At 63.9% G+C, this 20559-nt stretch carries 14 protein-coding genes; 5 read left to right on the top strand and 9 right to left on the bottom strand.

Going from position 1 to position 20559, the window contains the following annotated elements; all coding sequences use genetic code 11:
- Window positions 1-7: 7 nt before the first annotated feature.
- Window positions 8-2875 carry a valine--tRNA ligase gene (locus tag BWP39_RS04105; protein ID WP_096717114.1) on the bottom strand — a complete coding sequence of 956 codons (2868 nt, stop codon included), beginning with the start codon at window positions 2873-2875 and terminating at the stop codon, window positions 8-10.
- Between the two features lie 334 nt (window positions 2876-3209).
- On the opposite strand from BWP39_RS04105, the gene BWP39_RS04100 reads away from it, so the two are divergent.
- Together BWP39_RS04100 and BWP39_RS04095 are read left to right on the top strand one after the other, a co-directional pair.
- Window positions 3210-5561 (top strand): UvrD-helicase domain-containing protein, encoded by a 2352-nt coding sequence (locus BWP39_RS04100; RefSeq protein ID WP_096717112.1) that lies wholly within the window; start codon window positions 3210-3212, stop codon window positions 5559-5561.
- Window positions 5558-6373, top strand: a complete 816-nt coding sequence (locus tag BWP39_RS04095) for a 5'-methylthioadenosine/adenosylhomocysteine nucleosidase (RefSeq protein ID WP_207556584.1) — start codon at window positions 5558-5560, stop codon at window positions 6371-6373. Before BWP39_RS04100 ends, BWP39_RS04095 begins: the two co-directional genes overlap by 4 nt.
- 7 nt (window positions 6374-6380) lie before the next feature.
- Here BWP39_RS04095 and BWP39_RS04090 read toward each other — a convergent pair whose 3' ends face one another.
- Together BWP39_RS04090 and BWP39_RS04085 are read right to left on the bottom strand one after the other, a co-directional pair.
- Window positions 6381-8282, bottom strand: coding sequence for a propionate--CoA ligase (locus BWP39_RS04090; protein WP_096717108.1), 1902 nt, complete (start codon window positions 8280-8282; stop codon window positions 6381-6383).
- A gap of 226 nt (window positions 8283-8508) precedes the next feature.
- Complete coding sequence (locus BWP39_RS04085; protein WP_096717106.1) at window positions 8509-9762, bottom strand: MFS transporter; 1254 nt, start codon at window positions 9760-9762, stop codon at window positions 8509-8511.
- Window positions 9763-10086: 324 nt separating this feature from the next.
- On the opposite strand from BWP39_RS04085, the gene BWP39_RS04080 reads away from it, so the two are divergent.
- The gene (locus BWP39_RS04080) at window positions 10087-11766 is read left to right on the top strand and encodes a methyl-accepting chemotaxis protein (RefSeq protein WP_096717104.1); all 1680 of its coding nucleotides are present in this window, start codon (window positions 10087-10089) and stop codon (window positions 11764-11766) included.
- A 27-nt stretch (window positions 11767-11793) separates the two neighbouring features.
- On the opposite strand, the gene BWP39_RS04075 is transcribed toward BWP39_RS04080, so the two are convergent.
- The 4 genes from BWP39_RS04075 to BWP39_RS04060 are packed head-to-tail and all read right to left on the bottom strand — an operon-like array spanning window position 11794 to window position 16781.
- The gene (locus tag BWP39_RS04075) at window positions 11794-12654 is read right to left on the bottom strand and encodes an efflux RND transporter periplasmic adaptor subunit (RefSeq protein WP_096717102.1); all 861 of its coding nucleotides are present in this window, start codon (window positions 12652-12654) and stop codon (window positions 11794-11796) included.
- Window positions 12655-12667: 13 nt separating this feature from the next.
- Window positions 12668-12868 (bottom strand): DUF1656 domain-containing protein, encoded by a 201-nt coding sequence (locus BWP39_RS04070; RefSeq protein ID WP_091020089.1) that lies wholly within the window; start codon window positions 12866-12868, stop codon window positions 12668-12670.
- Window positions 12858-15062 carry an FUSC family protein gene (locus BWP39_RS04065; protein ID WP_096717100.1) on the bottom strand — a complete coding sequence of 735 codons (2205 nt, stop codon included), beginning with the start codon at window positions 15060-15062 and terminating at the stop codon, window positions 12858-12860. The genes BWP39_RS04070 and BWP39_RS04065 overlap by 11 nt, the downstream gene beginning before the upstream one ends.
- A gap of 12 nt (window positions 15063-15074) precedes the next feature.
- Window positions 15075-16781, bottom strand: a complete 1707-nt coding sequence (locus tag BWP39_RS04060) for an efflux transporter outer membrane subunit (protein ID WP_096717098.1) — start codon at window positions 16779-16781, stop codon at window positions 15075-15077.
- Between the two features lie 155 nt (window positions 16782-16936).
- Here BWP39_RS04060 and BWP39_RS04055 point away from each other — a divergent pair, with 155 nt between their 5' ends.
- Window positions 16937-17875 carry a LysR family transcriptional regulator gene (locus BWP39_RS04055; protein ID WP_096717096.1) on the top strand — a complete coding sequence of 313 codons (939 nt, stop codon included), beginning with the start codon at window positions 16937-16939 and terminating at the stop codon, window positions 17873-17875.
- A gap of 140 nt (window positions 17876-18015) precedes the next feature.
- Window positions 18016-18171, top strand: a complete 156-nt coding sequence (locus BWP39_RS31915; RefSeq protein ID WP_170043830.1) for a hypothetical protein — start codon at window positions 18016-18018, stop codon at window positions 18169-18171.
- A 34-nt stretch (window positions 18172-18205) separates the two neighbouring features.
- On the opposite strand, the gene BWP39_RS04050 is transcribed toward BWP39_RS31915, so the two are convergent.
- Window positions 18206-19048 (bottom strand): metallophosphoesterase, encoded by an 843-nt coding sequence (locus BWP39_RS04050; RefSeq protein WP_096717094.1) that lies wholly within the window; start codon window positions 19046-19048, stop codon window positions 18206-18208.
- A 37-nt stretch (window positions 19049-19085) separates the two neighbouring features.
- Window positions 19086-20531: an FAD-binding oxidoreductase gene (locus tag BWP39_RS04045; RefSeq protein ID WP_096717092.1), complete on the bottom strand. Its 1446-nt coding sequence runs from the start codon at window positions 20529-20531 to the stop codon at window positions 19086-19088.
- Between the last annotated feature and the right edge of the window lie 28 nt (window positions 20532-20559).

The following is a 20559-nucleotide window of genomic DNA, read 5'->3' as shown; positions in this document are numbered from 1 at the left end:
GCGGCCTTCAAGCCGGCAGACGAGCGAGCTGGCTGCCCAGCTTGCCGAGAGTGGTCTGAAATTCTGCCAGCCTTTTTTGCTCCTGTTCGACGACCGCGGCTGGTGCTCTTGCTACAAAGCTCTCGTTCTGGAGTTTCGCATTGCATTTCACGACTTCTGCTTCGAGTCGCGCGATTTCCTTCGACAGCCGTTCGCGCTCGGCCGCGACATCGATCTCGACCTTCAGCGCAAGCTTGTCACTTCCTACGATAGCAAACGGCGCGCCATGGGCGGCGGTATCGAATGCGGACTCGTCGGCGATGATCTGCACTTCCGAGAGACGCGCGAGCGCCTGCACGTACGGCGCAAACGCGCGCAGGCGCTCTGCGTTGCCGGTGGCGAGCAGCGGCACCTTGACCGCCGGCGACAGGTTCATTTCACCGCGCAGGTTGCGGCACGCATCGATGGTCGCTTTCAGGTCCGTCACCCACTGTTCGGCCACCGTGTCGATTTTCGCCGGCTCCGAAACGGGGTAGGGCTGCACCATGATCGACGCTTCGCCGTCCGTCTTGCCCGCGGGATAGCGGTCGGCGAGCGGCGCTACTTTTTGCCACAGCGCCTCGGTGATGAACGGAATGACCGGATGCGCGAGCCGCAGCACGGTTTCGAGCACGCGCAACAGCGTGCGGCGCGTCGCGCGTTGCTGCTCGGGCGTACCGGTCTGGATCTGCACCTTGGCCAGTTCGAGATACCAGTCACAGTATTCGTCCCAGACGAACTTGTATATGGCGTTTGCCACATTGTCGAAACGGTAGTCGGCAAAGCCCTTCGCGACATCGGCTTCGGTGCGCTGCAGATGCGACACGATCCAGCGGTCCGCCTGCGAGAAATCCGTATAGCCGCCGGGGCCGCAGTCGCCAGGCTGGCAGTCGCCCGGTTTGCTGAAACCGCAGTCGTGGCCTTCGCAGTTCATCAGCACGAAGCGCGTGGCGTTCCACAGCTTGTTGCAGAAGTTGCGGTAGCCCTCGCAGCGCGCGAGATCGAAGTTCACGTTGCGCCCGAGTGTCGCCATCGACGCCATCGTGAAGCGCAGCGCGTCCGTGCCGAACGCGGCGATGCCGTCGGGGAATTCCTTGCGGGTTTTCTTTTCGATCGTCGCGGCCTGCTTCGGATTCATCAGGCCGGTAGTGCGCTTTGCCACCAGCGCTTCGATGTCGATACCATCGACGATATCGATCGGATCGAGCGTATTGCCCTTGCTCTTCGACATCTTCTGGCCTTCGGCATCGCGCACGAGGCCGTGCACGTACACGGTGTCGAACGGTACCTTACCGGTGAAGTGCGTGGTCATCATGACCATGCGCGCGACCCAGAAGAAGATGATGTCGAAGCCGGTGACGAGCACTGACGAAGGCAGGAACGCCTGCAGTTCCTTCGTGTCGTTCGGCCAGCCGAGCGACGAGAACGGCACGAGCGCCGACGAGAACCACGTGTCGAGCACGTCTTCGTCGCGTCGTAGCGCACCGGTGTAACCCTTTGCCGCAGCCTGGGCGCGGGCGTCTTCCTCGTTCTTCGCGACGAAGATCTCGCCGTTCTCGCCGTACCACGCGGGAATCTGGTGGCCCCACCACAGCTGGCGTGAAATACACCAGTCCTGGATGTTCTCGAGCCACTGGTAGTACGTCGTGGACCAGTTCTCCGGCACGAAGCGGATTTCGCCGCCGCGTACGACGTCGAGCGCCGTTTCGGCAATCGATTTGCCCGGATTGAACGTGCCTTCTGGCGCCGGCTTGCTCATCGCGACGAACCACTGGTCGGTCAGCAGCGGTTCGAGCACGACGCCGGTGCGGTCGCCGCGCGGCACCATCAGCTTGTGCGGCTTCACCGATTCGAGCAGGCCGAGCGCCTCGAGATCGGCGACCACCTGCTTGCGCGCGGCGAAGCGATCGAGGCCGCGGTATTGTTCCGGTGCGTTGTCGTTGATCTTTGCTTCGAGCGTGAGGATCTCGATCTGCGGCAGTTTGTGACGCTGGCCGACCTGGTAGTCGTTGAAGTCGTGCGCAGGGGTTACCTTCACGACGCCAGTACCGAATTCGCGGTCGACGTAGTCGTCGGCGATGATCGGAATGTCGCGGTCGGTGAGCGGCAGCTTGACGTGCTGGCCGATCAGATGCGCGTAGCGTTCGTCTTCGGGATGCACCATCACGGCGACGTCGCCGAGCATCGTCTCGGGACGCGTGGTGGCCACCGTCAGATGGCCGGAGCCGTCCGCGAGCGGATACTGGATGTGCCACAGGAAGCCGTTTTCTTCCTCGCTGGCCACTTCGAGATCGGAGACCGCTGTCATCAGCACCGGGTCCCAGTTCACGAGCCGCTTGCCGCGATAGATGAGGCCCTGTTCATACAGCTTGACGAACACGTCGCGCACGGCGGCCGACATCTTGTCGTCCATCGTGAAGTATTCTCGCGACCAGTCGATCGATGCACCGAGGCGTCGTACCTGGCCCGTGATCGTCGAGCCCGATTGCTGCTTCCATTCCCACACGCGTTCGACGAATTTCTCCCGACCGAGGTCGTGCCGCGAGACGCCTGCGCCGTCGAGCTGCCGCTCCACCACGATCTGCGTGGCGATCCCCGCGTGGTCGGTGCCAGGCACCCACAGCGTGTTCTCGCCGAGCATCCGGTGATAACGGATCAGGCCGTCCATGATCGTCTGATTGAACGCGTGGCCCATATGCAGCGTGCCGGTGACGTTCGGCGGGGGCAGCTGGATCGAGAAATTCTTGCGGCCCGGCTCGAACGCAGGGGCGGCATAGCCGCGTTTTTCCCATTCGGGTGCCCATTGGGCCTCGATGGTCTGGGGCTCGAAACTCTTGGCAAGCGTGCTGTCGCTCATGGGTGGCGGTCTGCTCAAAATGCGTGGAAAGATGCTGTGAACCTTGAATTATAAAGGGAGTGGGGGATAAACCGGCTGTCGGCGGTGCGTCGGGCGTGCGAGGCGGCGGGATGAGCGGGTGTACGTGGCCTGTCGCTGTAGGTTGCCGGTATTTTCCGGGCGGCTCCTGAACGCGCTGCCCTGTGCCGCCCGCTGGTTCGCGCGGGGATCGTGCCGCATATCCAGAGGCATGCGTAGACACCCTCGGCCGATCGCGACACCGGACATATAATGTCGAACGATCTGTCACACCGCGTCCGTACTGCGCCGCCCTCTGCCGTTTTCCCCTGCTCACATGCCCGATCTGCTCGCCAATCTGAATCCTGAACAACACGCCGCCGTCACGTTACCCAACGAACCGGCCCTCATTCTGGCAGGGGCCGGCAGCGGCAAGACACGGGTACTGATTACCCGGATCGCGTGGCTGATCCAGCAGGGTTACGCCTCGCCGATGACGATCCTCGCCGTCACGTTCACGAACAAGGCCGCGCGCGAGATGATGTCGCGCCTGTCGGCGCTGCTGCCGATCGACACGCGCGGCATGTGGATCGGCACCTTCCACGGCCTGTGCAACCGTATGCTGCGCGCACACTATCGCGACGCCGCGCTGCCGTCTACATTCCAGATTCTCGATACGGCAGACCAGTTGTCGGCGATCAAGCGCCTGATGAAAGGCCTCAACATCGACGACGAGAAATATCCGCCGAAAAACCTGCAGTACTTCATCAACAACGCGAAGGAGCAGGGGCTGCGACCGAAAGACGTCGACGCCACCGACAACTTCAACCGCAAATTCGTCGAGTTGTACGAAGCCTACGACCAGCAGTGCCAGCGCGAAGGTGTGGTCGATTTTCCCGAGCTGCTGCTGCGCTGCTACGAGTTGCTTGCGCATAATCCGCCGCTGCGCGCGCACTATCAGGCGCGCTTTAAGCACATCCTCGTCGACGAGTTCCAGGACACCAACAAGCTGCAGTACGCGTGGCTCAAGATGCTGGCGGGGCAGAACAACGCAATCTTCGCGGTCGGCGACGACGACCAGTCGATCTATGCGTTCCGCGGCGCGAACGTCGGCAATATGCGCGACTTCGAAAACGAGTTCAACGTTCGCAACCTGATCAAGCTCGAACAGAACTACCGCTCGCACGGCCACATTCTCGATGCGGCGAACCAGCTCATTGCGAACAACGCACGGCGCCTGGGCAAGAACCTGCGTACCGACGCCGGACACGGCGAACCGGTGCGCGTCTACGAAGCCGCCACCGATACGCAGGAGGCCGGCTGGATCGTCGAGGAGATCCGTGCGCTGATCAACACAGGGCACGCGCGTAGCGAAGTCGCGGTGCTGTACCGGAGCAATGCGCAGTCGCGCACGATCGAGCACACGCTCGTCAACGCAGGCATTCCGTATCGCGTGTATGGCGGCTTGCGCTTTTTCGAGCGTCAGGAAATCAAGCATGCGCTCGCGTATCTACGGCTGATCGACAATCCCAACGACGATACCTCGTTCGCCCGCGTCGTCAATTTCCCGACGCGCGGCATCGGTGCGCGCTCGATCGAACAGGCGGCGGATGCCGCGCGTCAGTACAACTGCTCGATGGCGGCGGCGATCGTGTATGTGGCCGGCAAGGCCGGTTCGAGCCTCAGCGCGTTCGCCACGCTGATCGCGAAGATGCGCGCGGAAACGCAGCACATGAGCCTGCCCGAAACGGTCGAGTACGTCGTGCGCGCAAGCGGTCTCGCGGATTTCTACCAGAACGAACGCGAGGGCCAGGACCGCCTCGAGAACTTGCAGGAACTGGTCAATGCGGCGGCAGCGTTCGTCAGCGAAGCGGGCTACGGGCTCGATACGCCCGCTCGTTCGATTCCGCTGCGCCCCGGTGCGACCGCGGCGCCCGAACTCGAAGCGCAGGGCGACAGCGTGGTGGTGCTCGACGCCGTGGACGTGACCGACCCCGCGCAGAATCCCGACACGATGACACCGCTGGCCGGTTTCCTCTCGCATGCGTCGCTCGAAGCCGGCGACAACCAGGCGCAGGCGGGCCAGGACGCTGTGCAACTGATGACGGTGCACGCGGCGAAGGGACTCGAATTCACGGCGGTGTTCATCACCGGCCTTGAAGAAGGGCTGTTCCCGCACGAGAACAGCGCGATCGAAGCGGATGGGCTCGAAGAGGAGCGCCGTCTGATGTATGTGGCGATCACGCGGGCGAAGGAGCGGCTGTATCTGTCGTTTGCGCAGAGCCGGATGCTGCATGGCCAGACGCGCTACAACATCCGCTCGCGGTTTTTCGATGAACTGCCGCAGGACACATTGAAGTGGCTCACGCCGAAGGTCGAGGCCGGTTCGCGTTGGGGCGGTCGGTCCGACAACTCGGGCTATGGCCGCGACTGGTTCGCCCGGCCCGATCGTCAGAGCGAATATTCGGACCCGGCGGTCACGGCGCCGCTGCCGGCTTTTGCGAACGCACAGCGTGCCGCCGAGAGCGGTTTTCGCATCGGTCAGCCGGTGTTCCATACGAAGTTCGGTGAAGGCACGATCACGGCGCTCGAAGGCGGCGGTCCGGATGCGCGGGCTCAGGTGAAGTTCAAGCGGCACGGCGAGAAATGGCTCGCGCTGGCGGTCGCGAAACTGCAGGCGGTCGAATGAGCGCGCTTGATACGTTGCAGGTTTCGTCTAAAGAGGCTGCCGGTGCGCTGCGACCGCTGGGTATCCTCGCCGCGCTGCCGGAAGAACTCGGCGATCTGCTCGCAACGATGCGCGCGGGCTCCGGCGTGCAGACAGTTACCCATGGGCGGCGCGAGTATCACGTCGGCAGCGTGCACGGTGTGCGTTGCGTCGTGACGCTGGCGCGCATCGGCAAGGTTGCGGCGGCAGCGACTGTAAGCGCGCTGATCCACGCATTCGATGTCGAAGCGATCGTGTTTGCCGGCGTTGCGGGTGGTGTCGGGCGCGCGGTGAAGATCGGCGATATCGTCGTGTCGGATGCGCTGCTGCAGCACGATCTCGATGCGTCGCCGCTGTTTCCGCGGTTCGAAGTGCCGTTGCTTGGTATCGCGCGCTTCACTGCCGATCCCGCGCTTGCCGCACAGCTCGCCGCGGCATGCGAGCGCTTCGTCGCGCAGGAAGGCGCCGCGCTCGCGGCCCGCTTCGGGACGCAGGTGCCGCGTGTGCATCGCGGTCTCGTGATCAGCGGCGACCAGTTCGTCGCAAGTGCAGCTGCCGTCGAGGCGCTGCGCGCTGCGCAACCCGATGCGCTGGCCGTCGAAATGGAAGGCGCGGCGATCGCCCAGGTCTGCTACGAGTACGGCGTGCCGTGCGCAGTCGTGCGCACGATCTCCGATACCGCCGACGATCACGCGCCGGCATCGTTCGAAAGTTTCCTGAGCGAGATCGCTGGCACGTATTCGACGGGCATCCTGCAGCGGTTTTTGCAGGACTTCGCGAGTACGCGCGGCTGACGTTACGCTAACTGCGTTGCGTATCGAGCGCCTCGCGCACCTGCTGTAGCGCGGCCGGATCTTCGATGGTTGGCAGGTCACCCGGCTCGCGGCCTTCGGCGAGCGCCGCAATCGCGCGGCGCAATAGCTTGCCCGAGCGGGTCTTCGGCAGTATCGCCACGACGTGCACGCGCGCCGGCCGCGCGATTGCGCCGAGCTGGCGGTCTACGGTCTTCACAAGGTCGGTTTCGAGCGTGCGACGTGCCTCGTCGGTTGCGTAACCGCCGGCGTCGCGCAGCACGACGAACGCGAGCGCAACTTGTCCCTTCAACGCATCCGCCACACCGACCACGGCCACTTCCGCAACGGCGGTGTGGCTCGATAGCGCTTCTTCGATTTCACGCGTACCAAGCCGGTGACCGGCGATGTTGATCACATCGTCGGTGCGGCCGAGGATCGTCACGTAGCCGTCTTCATCCTGCACACCCCAGTCGAAGGTCGAATACACGTGCTGGTTCGGCACGCTCGACCAGTACGTATCGATGAAGCGCGCGTCGTCGTGCCACACCGTTGCCATGCAGCCGGGCGGAAGCGGATAGCCGAGCGTGATGACACCTTTTTCGCCGGGCGCGCAGGGCTCGCCCGTGTCTTCGTTGAGCAGCGTCAGATCGTAGCCATACACCGGCACGCCCGGTGAGCCGAGCTTGGGTGGCAGGACTTCGACGCCGCGCTGGATCGCGAGCATCGGCCAGCCGGTTTCGGTCTGCCAGTAGTTATCGACGATCGGCTTGCCGAGTGCGTCGCCAATCCACGAAGCAGTCGGTTCATCGAGCGGTTCGCCAGCCAGAAAGAGCGTGCGCAGGCTCGACAGATCGGACTGCTTCAGCAGCGCCGGATCCTGTTTCTTGAGCACGCGGATCGCGGTCGGCGCGGTGAACATCAGGTTGATCCGATGATGTTCGACGAGCCGCCACCACACGCCGCCGTCAGGACGCACCGGCGTGCCTTCGTACATCACCGTGGTGAGCCCCGCGAGCAGCGGCGCGTAGATGATGTAGCTATGGCCGACCACCCAGCCGATATCCGACGCGGTGAACATCGTGTCGCCGGGCCGGCCTTCGAAGATGTATTTCATCGATGCCGCAAGCGCGACCGCATAACCGCCGACATCGCGCTGCACGCCCTTGGGCCGCCCGGTCGTACCCGACGTATAGAGCACGTACGACGGTTCATTCGATTCGAGCCACTCGCAGGGCACATGCGCATCGAAAAACTGTTCGCGCAGCGGCTCGTAGTCGATGAGGTAACTGGCGTTAAGGCGTTCGGGCGCGAGCTGCCGGTCGATCAACAGCACGTGCGGCGGTTTGTGTGTGGCGCGGGCGAGCGCTTCATCGACGAGCGGCGTGTAGTCGATCACCTTGCCGCCGCGCGCGCCGGCATCGGCGGTGACGATCAGTACCGGCTGCGCGTCATCAATGCGCGCAGCGAGGTTCGGCGCGGCAAACCCGCCGAACACCACCGAATGAATCGCGCCGAGCCGCGCACAGGCGAGCATGGCGAAAACGGCTTCGGGGATCATCGGCAGATAGATCAGCACACGGTCGCCGCGCTTCACACCGAGCGAGCGCATCACAGCCGCCATCCGGTTGATTTCGGCGTGCAGTTCCGTGTACGTATAGCGGCGCTCGATGCCGGTTTCAGTCGATACGTAAATGAGCGCGTTCTGCTGCGGACGATCGGCGAGATGGCGGTCGACGGCGTTATGACAAAGGTTGGTCCGTCCACCAACGAACCAGCGCGCAAACGGCGGATTCGAACGGTCGAGCACCGTATCGAACGGCGTTTCCCAATGGATGCGTTTCGCTTCTTCGCGCCAGAACGCTTCGGGGTCTTCGATTGAACGGCGGTGGAAATCGCGGTACGAGGGCATCGGCGATCCTGTCTTATAGGGTTGAAGCTGGCGCGCAGAGCGGGTTCTGCGGGTCTCTTCAGGCAGGATAGAGCAGGCGGGAGGGGCGGGCAATGTGTGGCGATCTGTCTGCCTGGACGAGCCATGTAAAAAGAGGCTGTTTCTGATCGCAGCGTCTATCGAAAGACGAAGCGATCAGGAGCAGCCTCCCTGGCAAAAACCTGAAACTGGACCCGAACTTAATCTGTTAAGCCTTCGCCTTCTTCTCAAGATCGGGCAGCAGCACCGTCAGCATGCCGAGCAACGGCAGGAACGAACACACCTTGTACACATACTCGATACTGGTCGCATCGGCGAGCTGCCCGAGCACCGCGGCACCGATCCCGCCGAGTCCGAACGCGAAGCCGAAGAACAGCCCCGCGATCATCCCGACCTTGCCCGGAATCAGTTCCTGCGCATACACGAGAATCGCCGAGAACGCGGAGGCCAGCACCACACCGATCACGACAGTCAGCACACCGGTCCAGAACAGATTCGCATACGGCAGCAGCAACGTGAACGGCGCAACACCGAGAATCGACACCCAGATCACATACTTGCGCCCGATCCGGTCACCGATCGGACCGCCGATGATCGTCCCCGCCGCCACCGCCGCGAGGAACACGAACAGATGAATCTGCGCTGCCTGCACCGGCAGATGGAACTTGTCGATCAGATAGAACGTGAAGTAGCTGTTGATACTCGCGAGGTAGAAGTACTTCGAAAACACCAGCATCACGAGCACGCTCATGGCGAGCATGACCTGCCTGCGCGACAGCGTCGCATGACCGACCTGCGCGCGCGCTTTCTTGACCAGCGGATTCTGTTTATACCAGCGGCCGATCTGCGTCAGGATGACCATGCCGACCAGCGCCGCCAGCGAGAACCACGCAATGCTGCGCTGGCCATGCGGAATCACGATCAGTGCGGCGAGCAGTGGTCCGAGCGACGATCCGGCGTTGCCGCCCACCTGGAACAGCGACTGCGCGAGGCCGTGCTGTCCGCCCGACGCCATACGCGCCACCCGCGACGATTCCGGATGAAATACCGACGACCCACAACCGACCAGCGCCGCCGCGATCAGCAATACGCCGAAACTCGGCGCGACCGACATCAGCAGCAGCCCCACCAGCGTGAAGCCCATGCCGACCGGCAGCGAATAAGGCTTCGGATGTTTATCGGTGTAGCTGCCAACCAGCGGTTGCAACATCGATGCCGTGATCTGGTAGGTCAGCGTGATCAAGCCGATCTGCCCGAACGACAGCGAAAAATTGCTCTTCAGCATCGGGTAGATCGCGAGGATCAGCGACTGGATCATGTCGTTGAGCAGGTGCGAGAAGCTGATCGCGCCGAGCACCGAATACACGGTGCGCTGCACCTTCGCCGCCGGGCCGCCGCCGGGCACGCTTGCGGGAGCGGTGCCACCGCTTGCCATCGCGCGTTTGTCGAGACTCGTTTCCATACGTTCGTGTGAGAGAAAAGTAATGGGAGACCGGCACTGACTGCCTGCGACAACACGACGCCTTGACCGGTAGTTTGAATCTATTGACGCAGTGTAATGTGGCTCACATGAATTGTCCGGACAACTTTTGTCGCGAATCGGACATGGTCAGCCCACGAATCACGCCGGCGGCCGCTTCTGCCGCGCCGCAGCCAATATTAAAGATCGCAGCCAGAGTTGCCGTAGACCGGGAGAGACAAGGGGCAATGAAGGCGCCATGAAGCCGCCACAAAGCCGCCATGCCGGAACCGACCTTTCCGGCATCGATACCTGAGGGTAGACCATATGAAAGCAGTTTCGCTGGGCAGCCAGCCGGGCGCGGGGTTCGTCCAGAAAGGGGAGCCGGCCGCCGGCGCGTCGCAAGTGAGCCAGCCGCGCGTTCGCAGCGGGCAGGCGAAGGGGATGTCGGTCAAGACGACGCTGCGCCTCGCGTTTGCCGTGCTGCTGGTCGGCACGCTCGCGATCGGCGTGTTCTCGCTGACGCAGATCAGCCGCCTGAACGGCGCGAGCCGGTCGATCTACGACCAGGGGCACGTCGCGAGCCGCGCCGCCGAGGAAGTGCGCGGCTACGTGCTGCGTGCAAGCCGCGCGCAAAAGATGCTGCTGACCGCGACCACCGCGAAAGAGCGCGACGAACTTGGCGCGGACATCGACAAGGGGTTGACGGCGATCGGTACCGAACTGGCCACGCTGCAGCGCTACAGCGATCCGTCCGATGCGAAGGCCGTCGCGCTGCAGAAAACCTTCACGGCGTCGGTTGGCGTCTGGAGCGGTCACCTGCGCGATTTCGTGAAACTCGTGAAGGCGCAGCCGCTCGACCTGTCGCAGATGAACTGGCAGGTCGGCACGCAGGACGTGTCGCTGCTCGTCGAAACCGGCAAGCTCGAAAAACTCGTCGACGACCTCGTCGCGCAGCGCGGTACCGCCGCGAAGGCGACCATCGACGCATCCGCGTTCATCTTTCATTCGTCGTTCGTGATGATCGCGGGGATGACGGTCGCGTTGATCGTGCTCGCGTTCGCGATCAGCGAATGGGTGGTCCGGCGACTCGCGCGGCAGCTCGGCGGGGAACCGGTTTACGCTAAGGAAATCGCGAGTCGTATCGCATCCGGCGATCTGTCGAACCAGATCGCGCTCGGCCGGCACGATACGTCGAGCATGCTGTCGGCGCTGCGCGATATGCAGTCGGGGCTGTCGTCGACGGTGTCGGGCATTGCGGCCAGTGCCGAGGCGATCGCATCGGCGTCGGGCGAGATCTCGATGGGCAATCTCGATCTGTCGCAGCGCACCGAGCAACAGGCGATGGCGCTCGAGCGGACGGCGAGCAGCATGGAAGAGCTGACGTCGACGGTGCGGCAGAACGCTGACAACGCGAAGCAGGCCAGCACGCTCGCCTACAACGCGTCGGCGATTGCGGAGAAGGGCGGTGCCGTGGTGGGCCGTGTCGTCGAGACGATGGGCAAGATCAACGAGAGTGCGAAGAGTATTGGCGACATCATCGGGGTGATCGAGGGTATCGCGTTCCAGACCAATATCCTCGCGCTGAACGCGGCGGTCGAGGCGGCACGAGCGGGCGAGGAAGGGCGTGGGTTCTCGGTGGTCGCGGGTGAAGTGCGCAATCTCGCGCAGCGCAGCGCCGCGGCGGCGAAGGAAATCAAGACGCTGATCAACGCATCGGTGGAGCGCGTGAGCAACGGTTCGACGCTCGCCCAGGATGCCGGTCAGACGATGGACGAAGTCGTGAAGGCCGTGAAGCGCGTCACCGACATCATGGGCGAGATTTCGGCGGCATCGGCGGAACAGAGCGCGGGCATCGAGGAGATCAATCTCGCGGTCACGCAGATGGACGCCGGCACGCAGCAGAACGCGGCGCTCGTCGAACAGGCGACTGCCGCGGCGCGTTCGCTCGACGATCAGGCGCGGGCGCTTAAACAGATGGTGGGGAAGTTTTCGCTGGGCGGTTGAGGCAGTACCGCCCGCGCAGCTACCTGCCTAACTCGGCGAAACCACCACCGTACACGTCGTCCCCGCCGACAGCACCATCCCGTCCGGCACACTATCGATGTGAATCCGCACCGGCACACGCTGCGCAAGCCGCACCCAGTTGAACGTCGGGTTCACATCGGCGAGCAGTTCGCGGCTCTGCGGATTGTCGCGATCGTAAATGCCGCGCGAGATGCTTTCCACGTGCCCACGCAGCACACCGCCGCTCATCAGACGGATCTCCGCCTTGTTGCCGACTTTCACGTGCGGCAGCTTGGTTTCCTCGAAGTAGCCGTACACCCAGAACGAGTGACTATCGACGATCGCCAGCTTCGGCGTGCCCGCGATCGCATAGTCGCCGCGATACACGCTCAGGTTCGTCACATAGCCGTCCACCGGCGACACGACCCGCGTGCGTTCGAGGTTCAGCTTCGCGGCATCGAGTGCGGCGAGCGCCTGCTCGTATTCCGCTTCCGCGGCATTCGCCGAATGCGACGCGTTGTCGCGACTTTCCTTCGACACGACAAGGCTGTCCATATCCGCCCGGCGCTGCGCGTCATCGCGCCGCATCTGCAGTTCGGCCTTGCGCGCGGCGACGGCGGCCTGCGCCTGCTCGACGGCGATCTGGTAGTGCGACGGATCGATCTGCATCAGCAAGTCGCCTTTCTTGACGGGCTGGTTGTCGCCCACCGGCAGTTCGACGACGGCACCCGACACGTCGGGCGCGATGTTGACGACTTCGGCGCGCACGCGGCCGTCGCGGGTCCATGGCTCGTCCATGTAGTGCACCCACAGCGCACGGCCGATCAGGATCGCGACGATAAAAATGACGGCTGTCGCGACAAAGCCCAGGAGATTTCGGATGGTCATGATTCGACTCGGATCAACGGTAAACGGCGAGGCCAAGCAGGCCGCACACACAGACGAGCAGGCTCGCCCGGAACAGGGAGGGATGCCACACGATGCGGTAGATGCCGGTCACGGCAATCAGCCGGTCGAGCATCCAGGTTAGCACGGCGCCGAGGATGAACAGCAGCACGACAGCCGGCACGTAGGCATCGAAAACGGCGATCTCACGGGGCATGACGAACTCCTTCGGAGGGGTTGCTGACGGCGTGCCCGCCGCTCACGAGTTCGGCGAGCGGCGATTGCGGATCGAGCAACGCGGTACGGATGAAATGCAGGTGGCTGAGGATGCGTTGCAACTGGTGGCGCTCCTCGCGCGGCGGCTCGAAGCTTGAAAGCAGCTGCTGGACTGCTGCGATTGCATCGACGTTGGCCGCAAATACAGCATTCAGTCGTGCGCCGTCCGGCTGCCGATAAAGTGCTGCGACTTGACGCCGCATCGTGCGGATGGCGATACGCCACGGCGTCGTTTCCGCGTAGCGCACATCGGCCGGCAGTCCGTCGATTTCGCGCCGCAGATCGATCATCGAGTTGCCCGCTTCGAGCACGGCGAACAACCAGCGCAACGTGTCGCGCCGCAATTCCGGCTCGCCTTCCGCGAGCGCGTTGATCTGGAACATCAGGTCGCGCGCGCCGCTTTCGAAGCGCGTGCGCAAGCGCGCGAGCGGCGCCCGGCAGGCGAACACAACCTGCTCGCGCAGATCGGCGAACAACCGCTTGCGCAACCACGGTGTCGACGGCGGCAGCAGTACCGCGAACGCGAGCGACGACACCAGCATCGACAGCACGAGAGCTAGCGCGTCGTTCATGAAGCCGGTCGGCTCGTACTGGATCACGTTGTCCGGGCCGGCTAGAAAGCAGAAGAAGATGCAGTAGCCGACGCCATAGCCGACGAGCTTCGGCCGCGTGGTCATGAACACGCCGAGTAGCAGGAACGGCGTCAGCGCGACGCACAGCAGCGGAAACCCGTCGATGTGCGGATAGATGCCGAATACCAGAATGATCGCCATCACCGACGACAGCGTCGTGCCCGCGGCCATCTGGAATGCGGTGCGCGTCGGATACGGCGACGACGACGCGAGCGCGCACACGGCCGCCGCGGTTAGCACCAGTGTCGAGCCGCTCGGCCACGCGGTCGCGATCCAGAATGCGCCGAGCACCATGATCACGATCGCGGCGCGCACACCTGCAACGCCCGCGGCGATCGGATTGGTTTTCGGCTCATAGCGCTCGATCCAGCGCTCGCGTTCGTGCGTATCGACGGCGAGCGAGGCGTAGGTCGCCGCGTACGCATGCATATCGTCGACGAAGCGGTAGAGCAGCTCGGCGCCCGTGTCGAAATCGAGCAGCGGTACATCGGCGCGCGTTTCCAGTTCGGCACGCGTCGCGCGCACGCGCTTCGGCAACTCCGCCCGGTACGCTTCGAGCTGGTTCGCGACGTGCGCGGCGTCGGCGGCGGCCAGCACCGGTTCGCCCGACTTGTACAGCAACGGCGCGATTTCCTTGAAGTACGGTTCGAGCGCCGCGATCGCACCGGTTGCGTTGCTGTCGTGCAGCCGGTTCATCAACTGATGCAGCGCGTGAAAGCGCGTCGACGCTGTCATGAATTCGCTGTTGAGCCGCGCGAGGCGGCCGCCTCGCATCCGCGAATCGGGGCTCTCGAAGATGGCGACGCTGCGCGTTGCCTCGAAGCCGACGATGTCCGCGACGAAGCGCGCGTTGGTCGCCTCAATGTGCGCGCGATCGGCACGCCCCGCCAGCGACGCGGACACGTACTCGACGAACGACGAAAAGCGCGCGCGGATCGTCGTGCGCATCTGTTCGCCGGCGTGCTCCGGAAACACGAGTGCGCTGACAGCGCCCGCACAGACGATGCCGAGCACCACTTCCGCGACCCGCGTGAGCGCCGACAGGAACGCGCCGTCCGGGTGCTGCGAGGCCGGGAAGCCGATCAACGCGGCGGTGTAACCAGCGAGCACGAAACCATAGGAGCGGAAGTTGCGATTGCGCGCGGCGCCCGCGGTGCAGATACCAACCCAGATCGCGGTCGTGACGATGAAGAGTTCGGGCTGCTGCGCGAACAGACCGATCAGCGCGAGCATCACGACGAGCCCGACCAGCGTGCCGCAGATCCGGTAGAAGCTTTTTGCGAACACCATGCCGCTTTGCGGCTGCATCACGATGAACACGGTCGTCATCGCGGTGCGCGGCTGCGGCAGGTCGAGTTTCATCGCGATGCCGAGCGCGAGCATCGCGGCGGCGATCGCCTTGAACATATAGAGCCAGGTGCGGCCGTCGGTGCGGGCCCAGTCGGCGGCGGTGTTCAGGAAGCCGCTGAGTGACGTGGCGGGGGCTGTTGTGGAGGTGGACATGGGCGGCTCTGCTTATTGGCCCGGATGCATGGCGGTGGCGCTGATAGTAGGTTCTGTCGCCGCTGCTACGCTCGCCTGGCCAGGGCCGTGCTCGGGCAGTGCGGTGTCGTCGGTCGGTCCCGATGTCTCCACCGCGTTCGATGCTGCAGCCGTTGCGCTCGCAAGATTGTGGCCGTGCGCAGGCAATGTGGCGCTGGTGGTCGGTCCCGATGCTGCCGCCGCGCTCGCATGACCACGACCGTGCGCAGGCAGTGCATCTGCGGCGGCCGGACCGTCGGCGGGATCGGCGAGACCGCCGCCCAGCGCCGCGACGAGCGTCGCGTGCGCGGTGAGCCGTGCGGCCTCGATGCGCGCGATACCTTCCTGTGCGCGCAGCAACTGGTTCTGCGCAACGAGTACGTTCAGATAGTCGGTCAGTCCGCGTCGATAGCCTTCGCGCGCCAGCGTGTAGTTCTTGCGCGCGGCATCGACCGAACGCTGCGCATCGTTCTGCTGCGTAGCAAGCGAGCGCATCCGCACGACCTGGTCGGCGATCTGTTTCAGCGCGCTGACGATCGTCTGATCGTAGGTGCTGACCGCCTCGTCGTAGCCCGCCGATGCCGCACCAAGCTCTCCACGCAGCCGGCCACCATCGAAGATCGGCAGCGACAGTGCCGGGCCGGCGGTCCAGCCACCGTTCGCCGAGCGCAGGAACTGGAACAACGGGCCCGCGGCTGCAAATCCGCCGAGCGAGCCGAGCAGATTGACGTCCGGATAGAAGCCGGCCTTCGCGACGTCGATACCGTGCGCCTGCGCGGCGACGCTCCAGCGGGCGGCGACGATGTCGGGGCGATGGCCGATCAGTTCGGCCGGTAGCGCGGACGGCAGACCGGCCGGCGCATCGAGTGCGAGCTGCGGGCGCGTGATCGAATCACCGGCGCCAGGCCCCTTGCCGGCCAGCGCAGCAAGCTGGTTGCGATTGAGCGCGATCGCTTCTTCAAGCACGTCGATCTGCCGTTCGTAATCGGGCAGCGGCGTTTCCGCCTGACTCACTTCGAGCTGCGTGCCGAGGCCGCCTTTCAGGCGCCGCTGCGCGAGCGAGAGGATCTGTTGCTGCTGGTCGCGCGTCGCCTTCGCGATGTCGAGCAGCGCGTAGTTCATCGACATGTCGATATACGCGCGCACCACGTTCGTTTCGATTTCGAGCTGCGCGGCGCGGGCATCGGCGGCGCGCACGTGGGCGAGGTCGAGTGCCTGTTCGGCGCTGTTGTGATCCTTGCCCCACAGGTCGAGGTGATACGACAGGCCGATCGTGCCCGTGTTGTCCCAGGTGTTCGCGTTCGAGAGCGGCCCGGGGCCGTAGTAGACGTTATCGGGCCAGTGCTGGCGCTCGATCGACAGATTGCCGTTGATCTGCGGTGAAAGCGCTGAAGCGGCCACGCCTGCCATCGATCGCGCTTCGCGCACGCGCGCCTGAGCGGCCGCCAGCGTCGGGTTGCCTGCTTCGGCTGAGGCTACCCATGCATTCAGTTGCGGATCGTTGTAGGCGCTCCACCAGTCGGCGGAAGGCCACTTCGCGTCAGCATTTGCGGCGCGAATTGCAGCGCCCGCATCGAGCGACGCCGGGTCGACCGCATGCGTTTGCGGCGCGATGCCTCCGGTACTGGCGCAGCCGGCGATTATTGACGAGATCGTAAGAACCGCGAGCGCGGCGATCCCTTTCTGTACCGGAAACTGCACGATTGCCTCCCTGAATGCGATAGAACCCTGTGCATCATTATATTTTTCGGCTGATTGGCGAATAACCCGTAAAAATGCGAAGCATTCTTACCGATCTTGAGATAATCGCTTTCACGATACGTGTAACAATCGAGCCGTCTCAGGAAGGGATTCGTATGGATACGCTTCAAAACATGCGCGTATTTGTCCGTGTCGTAGAAGCGGGCAGTTTCACCGGTGCGGCGCAGCACCTGAATACGACGACGGCTTATGCATCGCGCGCGGTGTCCGACCTCGAAGCGCATCTGCGCACGCGTTTGCTGAACCGCACGACGCGTCGCATTGCGCTGACCGAAGCCGGCGAGCGTTATCTGCAGCGCTGCGAGCAGATCCTTGCCTATGTCGACCAGGCGGAAGCCGAGGCGAGCGATGCGCATGCGCGCCCGTCCGGCAAGCTGAAAGTGCACGCGATGGCGAGTTTCGGCCAGCAGTACGTCGTGCCGGCGGTCGGCCGCTACCAGCAACGCTATCCGGATGTGCAGATCGAACTGACGCTGGCCCAGCGCCTGCCCGATCTGCTCGACGAAGGCTACGACGTGTCGCTGACGCTCGCCATCGATCTGCCGGATTCCGGACTCGTGTCGCAGCGTATCGGCGCGGCGTTCAGCATTCCGTGCGCATCCCCCGCGTATCTGGAGCGCTACGGCGTGCCGCAGACGCCGGACGACCTGAAGAACCACGTCTGCCTGCGCATGGTCACGCCGATATCGCCGGCCGACGAATGGAGCTTCAACGGCCCGGACGGCCCGCACACCATCGAGCTCGGTCCGGCGACGTTTCAGGTCAATGTCGCGGAAGCGGCGGCGATGGCGGCGCGGGTAGGGATGGGCATCGGGTTGATCCCGCTTTACTCGGCGATCAGCGGATTGCGCAGCGGCGAACTCGTGTGGTTGTTACCCGAGTACACGGCGCAGGAAATGAATATTTACGCGCTGTACCCGTCGCGCCAGTATCTCGACGCGAAGATCCGCACGTGGGTCGAATTTCTGCGCGACGAGGTGCCGGCGACGCTTGCCGCCGATCAGGCCGAACTGCGGCAGTTCGCGCGGACGTGAGGGGGAGGGCGCCGACGTGTTACAAATGTGGCGCGCCGCAACACTTCCTTACTTCTGCGAGCGAATTGACCTGTTAACGTCCGTTTACGTGTCAACGAAGCAATCCAGTCACTCAGTAGCTCAGCAATAAAGAGGCACATATGGATAACCACTTGATGATCGGCGCTGCCGTCATGTTCGGATTGATCGCCATCGCTGCAGCGCGCGACCTGTTGCAGCGGCTGCGCGCGAAGCAGAAACTCGTGCCGGTCCGTATCCGCCCGACGCTGCCTGCACGCGACGAGCGCAATCGCTAGACTTGCTTGCCGGATAGTGGAACGCGGCGTTGCTTCAAACGTCGACGGTCCGGTCCCAGGCGAAGTCGGGGTTTTCGAACCGGCCCGTGCGCCGGTCGAAATAGCCGCGCGGATTGCACACCACGCGTGTGCCGTTGAGCGTGTAATCGAAGGCGGTATGCGTGTGGCCGTGCACCCATAGCACGGCCGGCTTGCCGATGAGCGTCGACAGATCGCTGACGAATCCCGCCGACACGAGATCTTCCGCATACTGCGCAGCAAGGCTCAGACGATGCGGCGCATGGTGCGTGACGACAATTGTCTTGCCGCCAAAAGGCTTTGCCAGTTCTGTTTCAAGCCACGTGCGAGCACGTTCATGCAGCGCGAGACTATCTTGAGGCGTGAAGTTGCGCGCAGCGGCGCTACCTGGCTGCTGTGTTGCCGACATATCGGCGCCATCGTGATGTGCCGGCCACATCACCTGAATCAATCCCCGAAAATCCAGCATCACCCGTTCGGCGGCCGCGATCGATTCCGCGCGCTCGTCGGCGCTCGCGCCGTATAGCGCGAAGTCGGTCCACAGCGTCGTACCGAGCACGCGCCAGCGGCCGGCCGGATCGACGAGCGCTGCATTGTTCAGGAAGTGCACGTTGTCGACTGAAGCGGCGGCATCGTGCATCGCCGCTTCGAGCGCGCCGAACTCGCCGTCGTAGTACTCGTGATTGCCCGGCACATAGACGACCGGCACATTGCCGTCGAAGGTTTCGGCGGCCCAGCGCAATCCTTCTGCGTGGTTGTGGATGTCGCCCGCGAGTATCACCAGGTCGGCTTCCGCGTGCGGAACGATCACGGGTTCGTTGTACTCCAGATGCAGATCGGACAGTACGCGGATTCTCACGGCTGCGACTCCTGCGGGAGTGGGCCTGGGCGTGCGACTAGCGCAGCACCTTGCCCGGGTTCATCAGATTGAGCGGATCGAGTGCGTGTTTGACGGCCTGCATCAAGCGCACTTCGAGATCGGACTTGTAGTGCGCCGCTTCGTCGATTTTCAGCTGACCGAGGCCGTGTTCGGCGCTGATGCTGCCGCGGTGCCGATGCACGCTGTCGTAGACGATCTGGTTGATCGGCTCCTGGTGCTCCGCGAGAAAACCCTTCGCATCGACGCCTTCCGGTGCCTGCACGTTGTAGTGCAGGTTGCCATCGCCGAGATGCCCGAACGTCACCATCCGCACGCCCGGCAGCGCTTGTGCAATTGCGGCATCGGTTTCATCGATGAAGTGGCCGATGCGCGAGATCGGCACCGCGATGTCGTGCTTGATGTTCAACCCTTCCTCAGCCTGCGCGAGCGGAATGTGTTCGCGCAGATCCCAGAATGCCTGCGATTGCGCGAGGCTTTCGGCGACCACCGCATCGTCGACGATGCCGGCTTCGAGTGCGGCTTCCATCAGTTGCTCGAACAGCGCGCGGGCATGGGCCTCGCTCTCGCTGTCCGACAGTTCGAGCAGCACGACCTGCGGATGCGTATCGGCAAACGGATAGCGCAACTGCGGAAAATGCCGGCCAACAAGGCGCAGACAGAAATCCGACATCAGTTCGAAGCCGGTCAGAAGCGGTCCGGCCATACGTTGAGCGAGCGCGAGAAAATCGAGCGCCGCGTGCGGCGACGCGAGCGCGGCGAGCGCGGTTACTTGAGCAGCGGGCTGCGGATGCAGTTTCATCACAGCAGCCGTAATGATGCCGAGCGTGCCCTCCGCACCGATGAACAGATCGCGCAGATCGTAGCCCGTGTTGTCCTTGCGCAGCCCGCGCAACCCGTCCCACAACTCGCCTTGCGGCGTCACGACTTCGAGGCCGAGACACAGTTCGCGCGTGTTGCCGTAGCGCAGGACACCGGTGCCGCCCGCATTGGTAGCGAGATTGCCGCCGATCGTGCAGCTTCCTTCCGCGGCGAGGCTCAATGGAAACAGCCGGCCTGCATCGGCGGCACGCGCCTGGACTTCAGCGAGGACGACGCCGGCTTCGACGGTGATCGTGTTGTTGTGCGGATCGATGTCGCGTACCCGGTTCAGGCGCCGCAGCGTCAGCACGGCCTGGTGACCGCTCGCGTCCGGCGTCGCACCGCCTACGAGGCCGGTGTTACCACCTTGAGGTACGAGCGAGATGCCGTGTTCGACGGCGAGCTTCACGAGTGCAGCGACTTCCTGTGCGTTCGCCGGGTTCAGCACCGCGCAGGCGTCGCCGGTGTAACGGCGGCGCCAGTCCGTCAGAAACGGCGCAGTGTCGTGTGGATCGGTGAGTACATGAGCGGCGCCGATAGCGGCGCGGCAGGCATCGACAAACGACTGGACGGAGGCAGGAGTAGTGGCAGCGGCTTGAGTCATGATGAAATCGTACGAGTGAGTGTGCGAC

Origin of the sequence: Paraburkholderia acidicola, assembly GCF_002362315.1 — a bacterium.
GTDB classification, from domain to species: domain Bacteria; phylum Pseudomonadota; class Gammaproteobacteria; order Burkholderiales; family Burkholderiaceae; genus Paraburkholderia; species Paraburkholderia acidicola.
This window is presented reverse-complemented; position numbering and strand designations above follow the sequence as displayed.

Excerpts from the sequence above, each read along its gene's own strand:
- BWP39_RS04105 (WP_096717114.1), bottom strand. The coding sequence starts at position 2,875 with ATGAGCGACAGCACGCTTGCCAAGAGTTTCGAGCCCCAGACCATCGAG.
- BWP39_RS04075 (WP_096717102.1), bottom strand. The coding sequence starts at position 12,654 with ATGACCATCCGAAATCTCCTGGGCTTTGTCGCGACAGCCGTCATTTTT.
- BWP39_RS04065 (WP_096717100.1), bottom strand. The coding sequence starts at position 15,062 with ATGTCCACCTCCACAACAGCCCCCGCCACGTCACTCAGCGGCTTCCTG.
- BWP39_RS04090 (WP_096717108.1), bottom strand. The coding sequence starts at position 8,282 with ATGCCCTCGTACCGCGATTTCCACCGCCGTTCAATCGAAGACCCCGAA.
- BWP39_RS04055 (WP_096717096.1), top strand. The coding sequence starts at position 16,937 with ATGGATACGCTTCAAAACATGCGCGTATTTGTCCGTGTCGTAGAAGCG.
- BWP39_RS31915 (WP_170043830.1), top strand. The coding sequence starts at position 18,016 with ATGGATAACCACTTGATGATCGGCGCTGCCGTCATGTTCGGATTGATC.
- BWP39_RS04045 (WP_096717092.1), bottom strand. The coding sequence starts at position 20,531 with ATGACTCAAGCCGCTGCCACTACTCCTGCCTCCGTCCAGTCGTTTGTC.
- BWP39_RS04095 (WP_207556584.1), top strand. The coding sequence starts at position 5,558 with ATGAGCGCGCTTGATACGTTGCAGGTTTCGTCTAAAGAGGCTGCCGGT.
- BWP39_RS04085 (WP_096717106.1), bottom strand. The coding sequence starts at position 9,762 with ATGGAAACGAGTCTCGACAAACGCGCGATGGCAAGCGGTGGCACCGCT.
- BWP39_RS04080 (WP_096717104.1), top strand. The coding sequence starts at position 10,087 with ATGAAAGCAGTTTCGCTGGGCAGCCAGCCGGGCGCGGGGTTCGTCCAG.
- BWP39_RS04070 (WP_091020089.1), bottom strand. The coding sequence starts at position 12,868 with ATGCCCCGTGAGATCGCCGTTTTCGATGCCTACGTGCCGGCTGTCGTG.
- BWP39_RS04100 (WP_096717112.1), top strand. The coding sequence starts at position 3,210 with ATGCCCGATCTGCTCGCCAATCTGAATCCTGAACAACACGCCGCCGTC.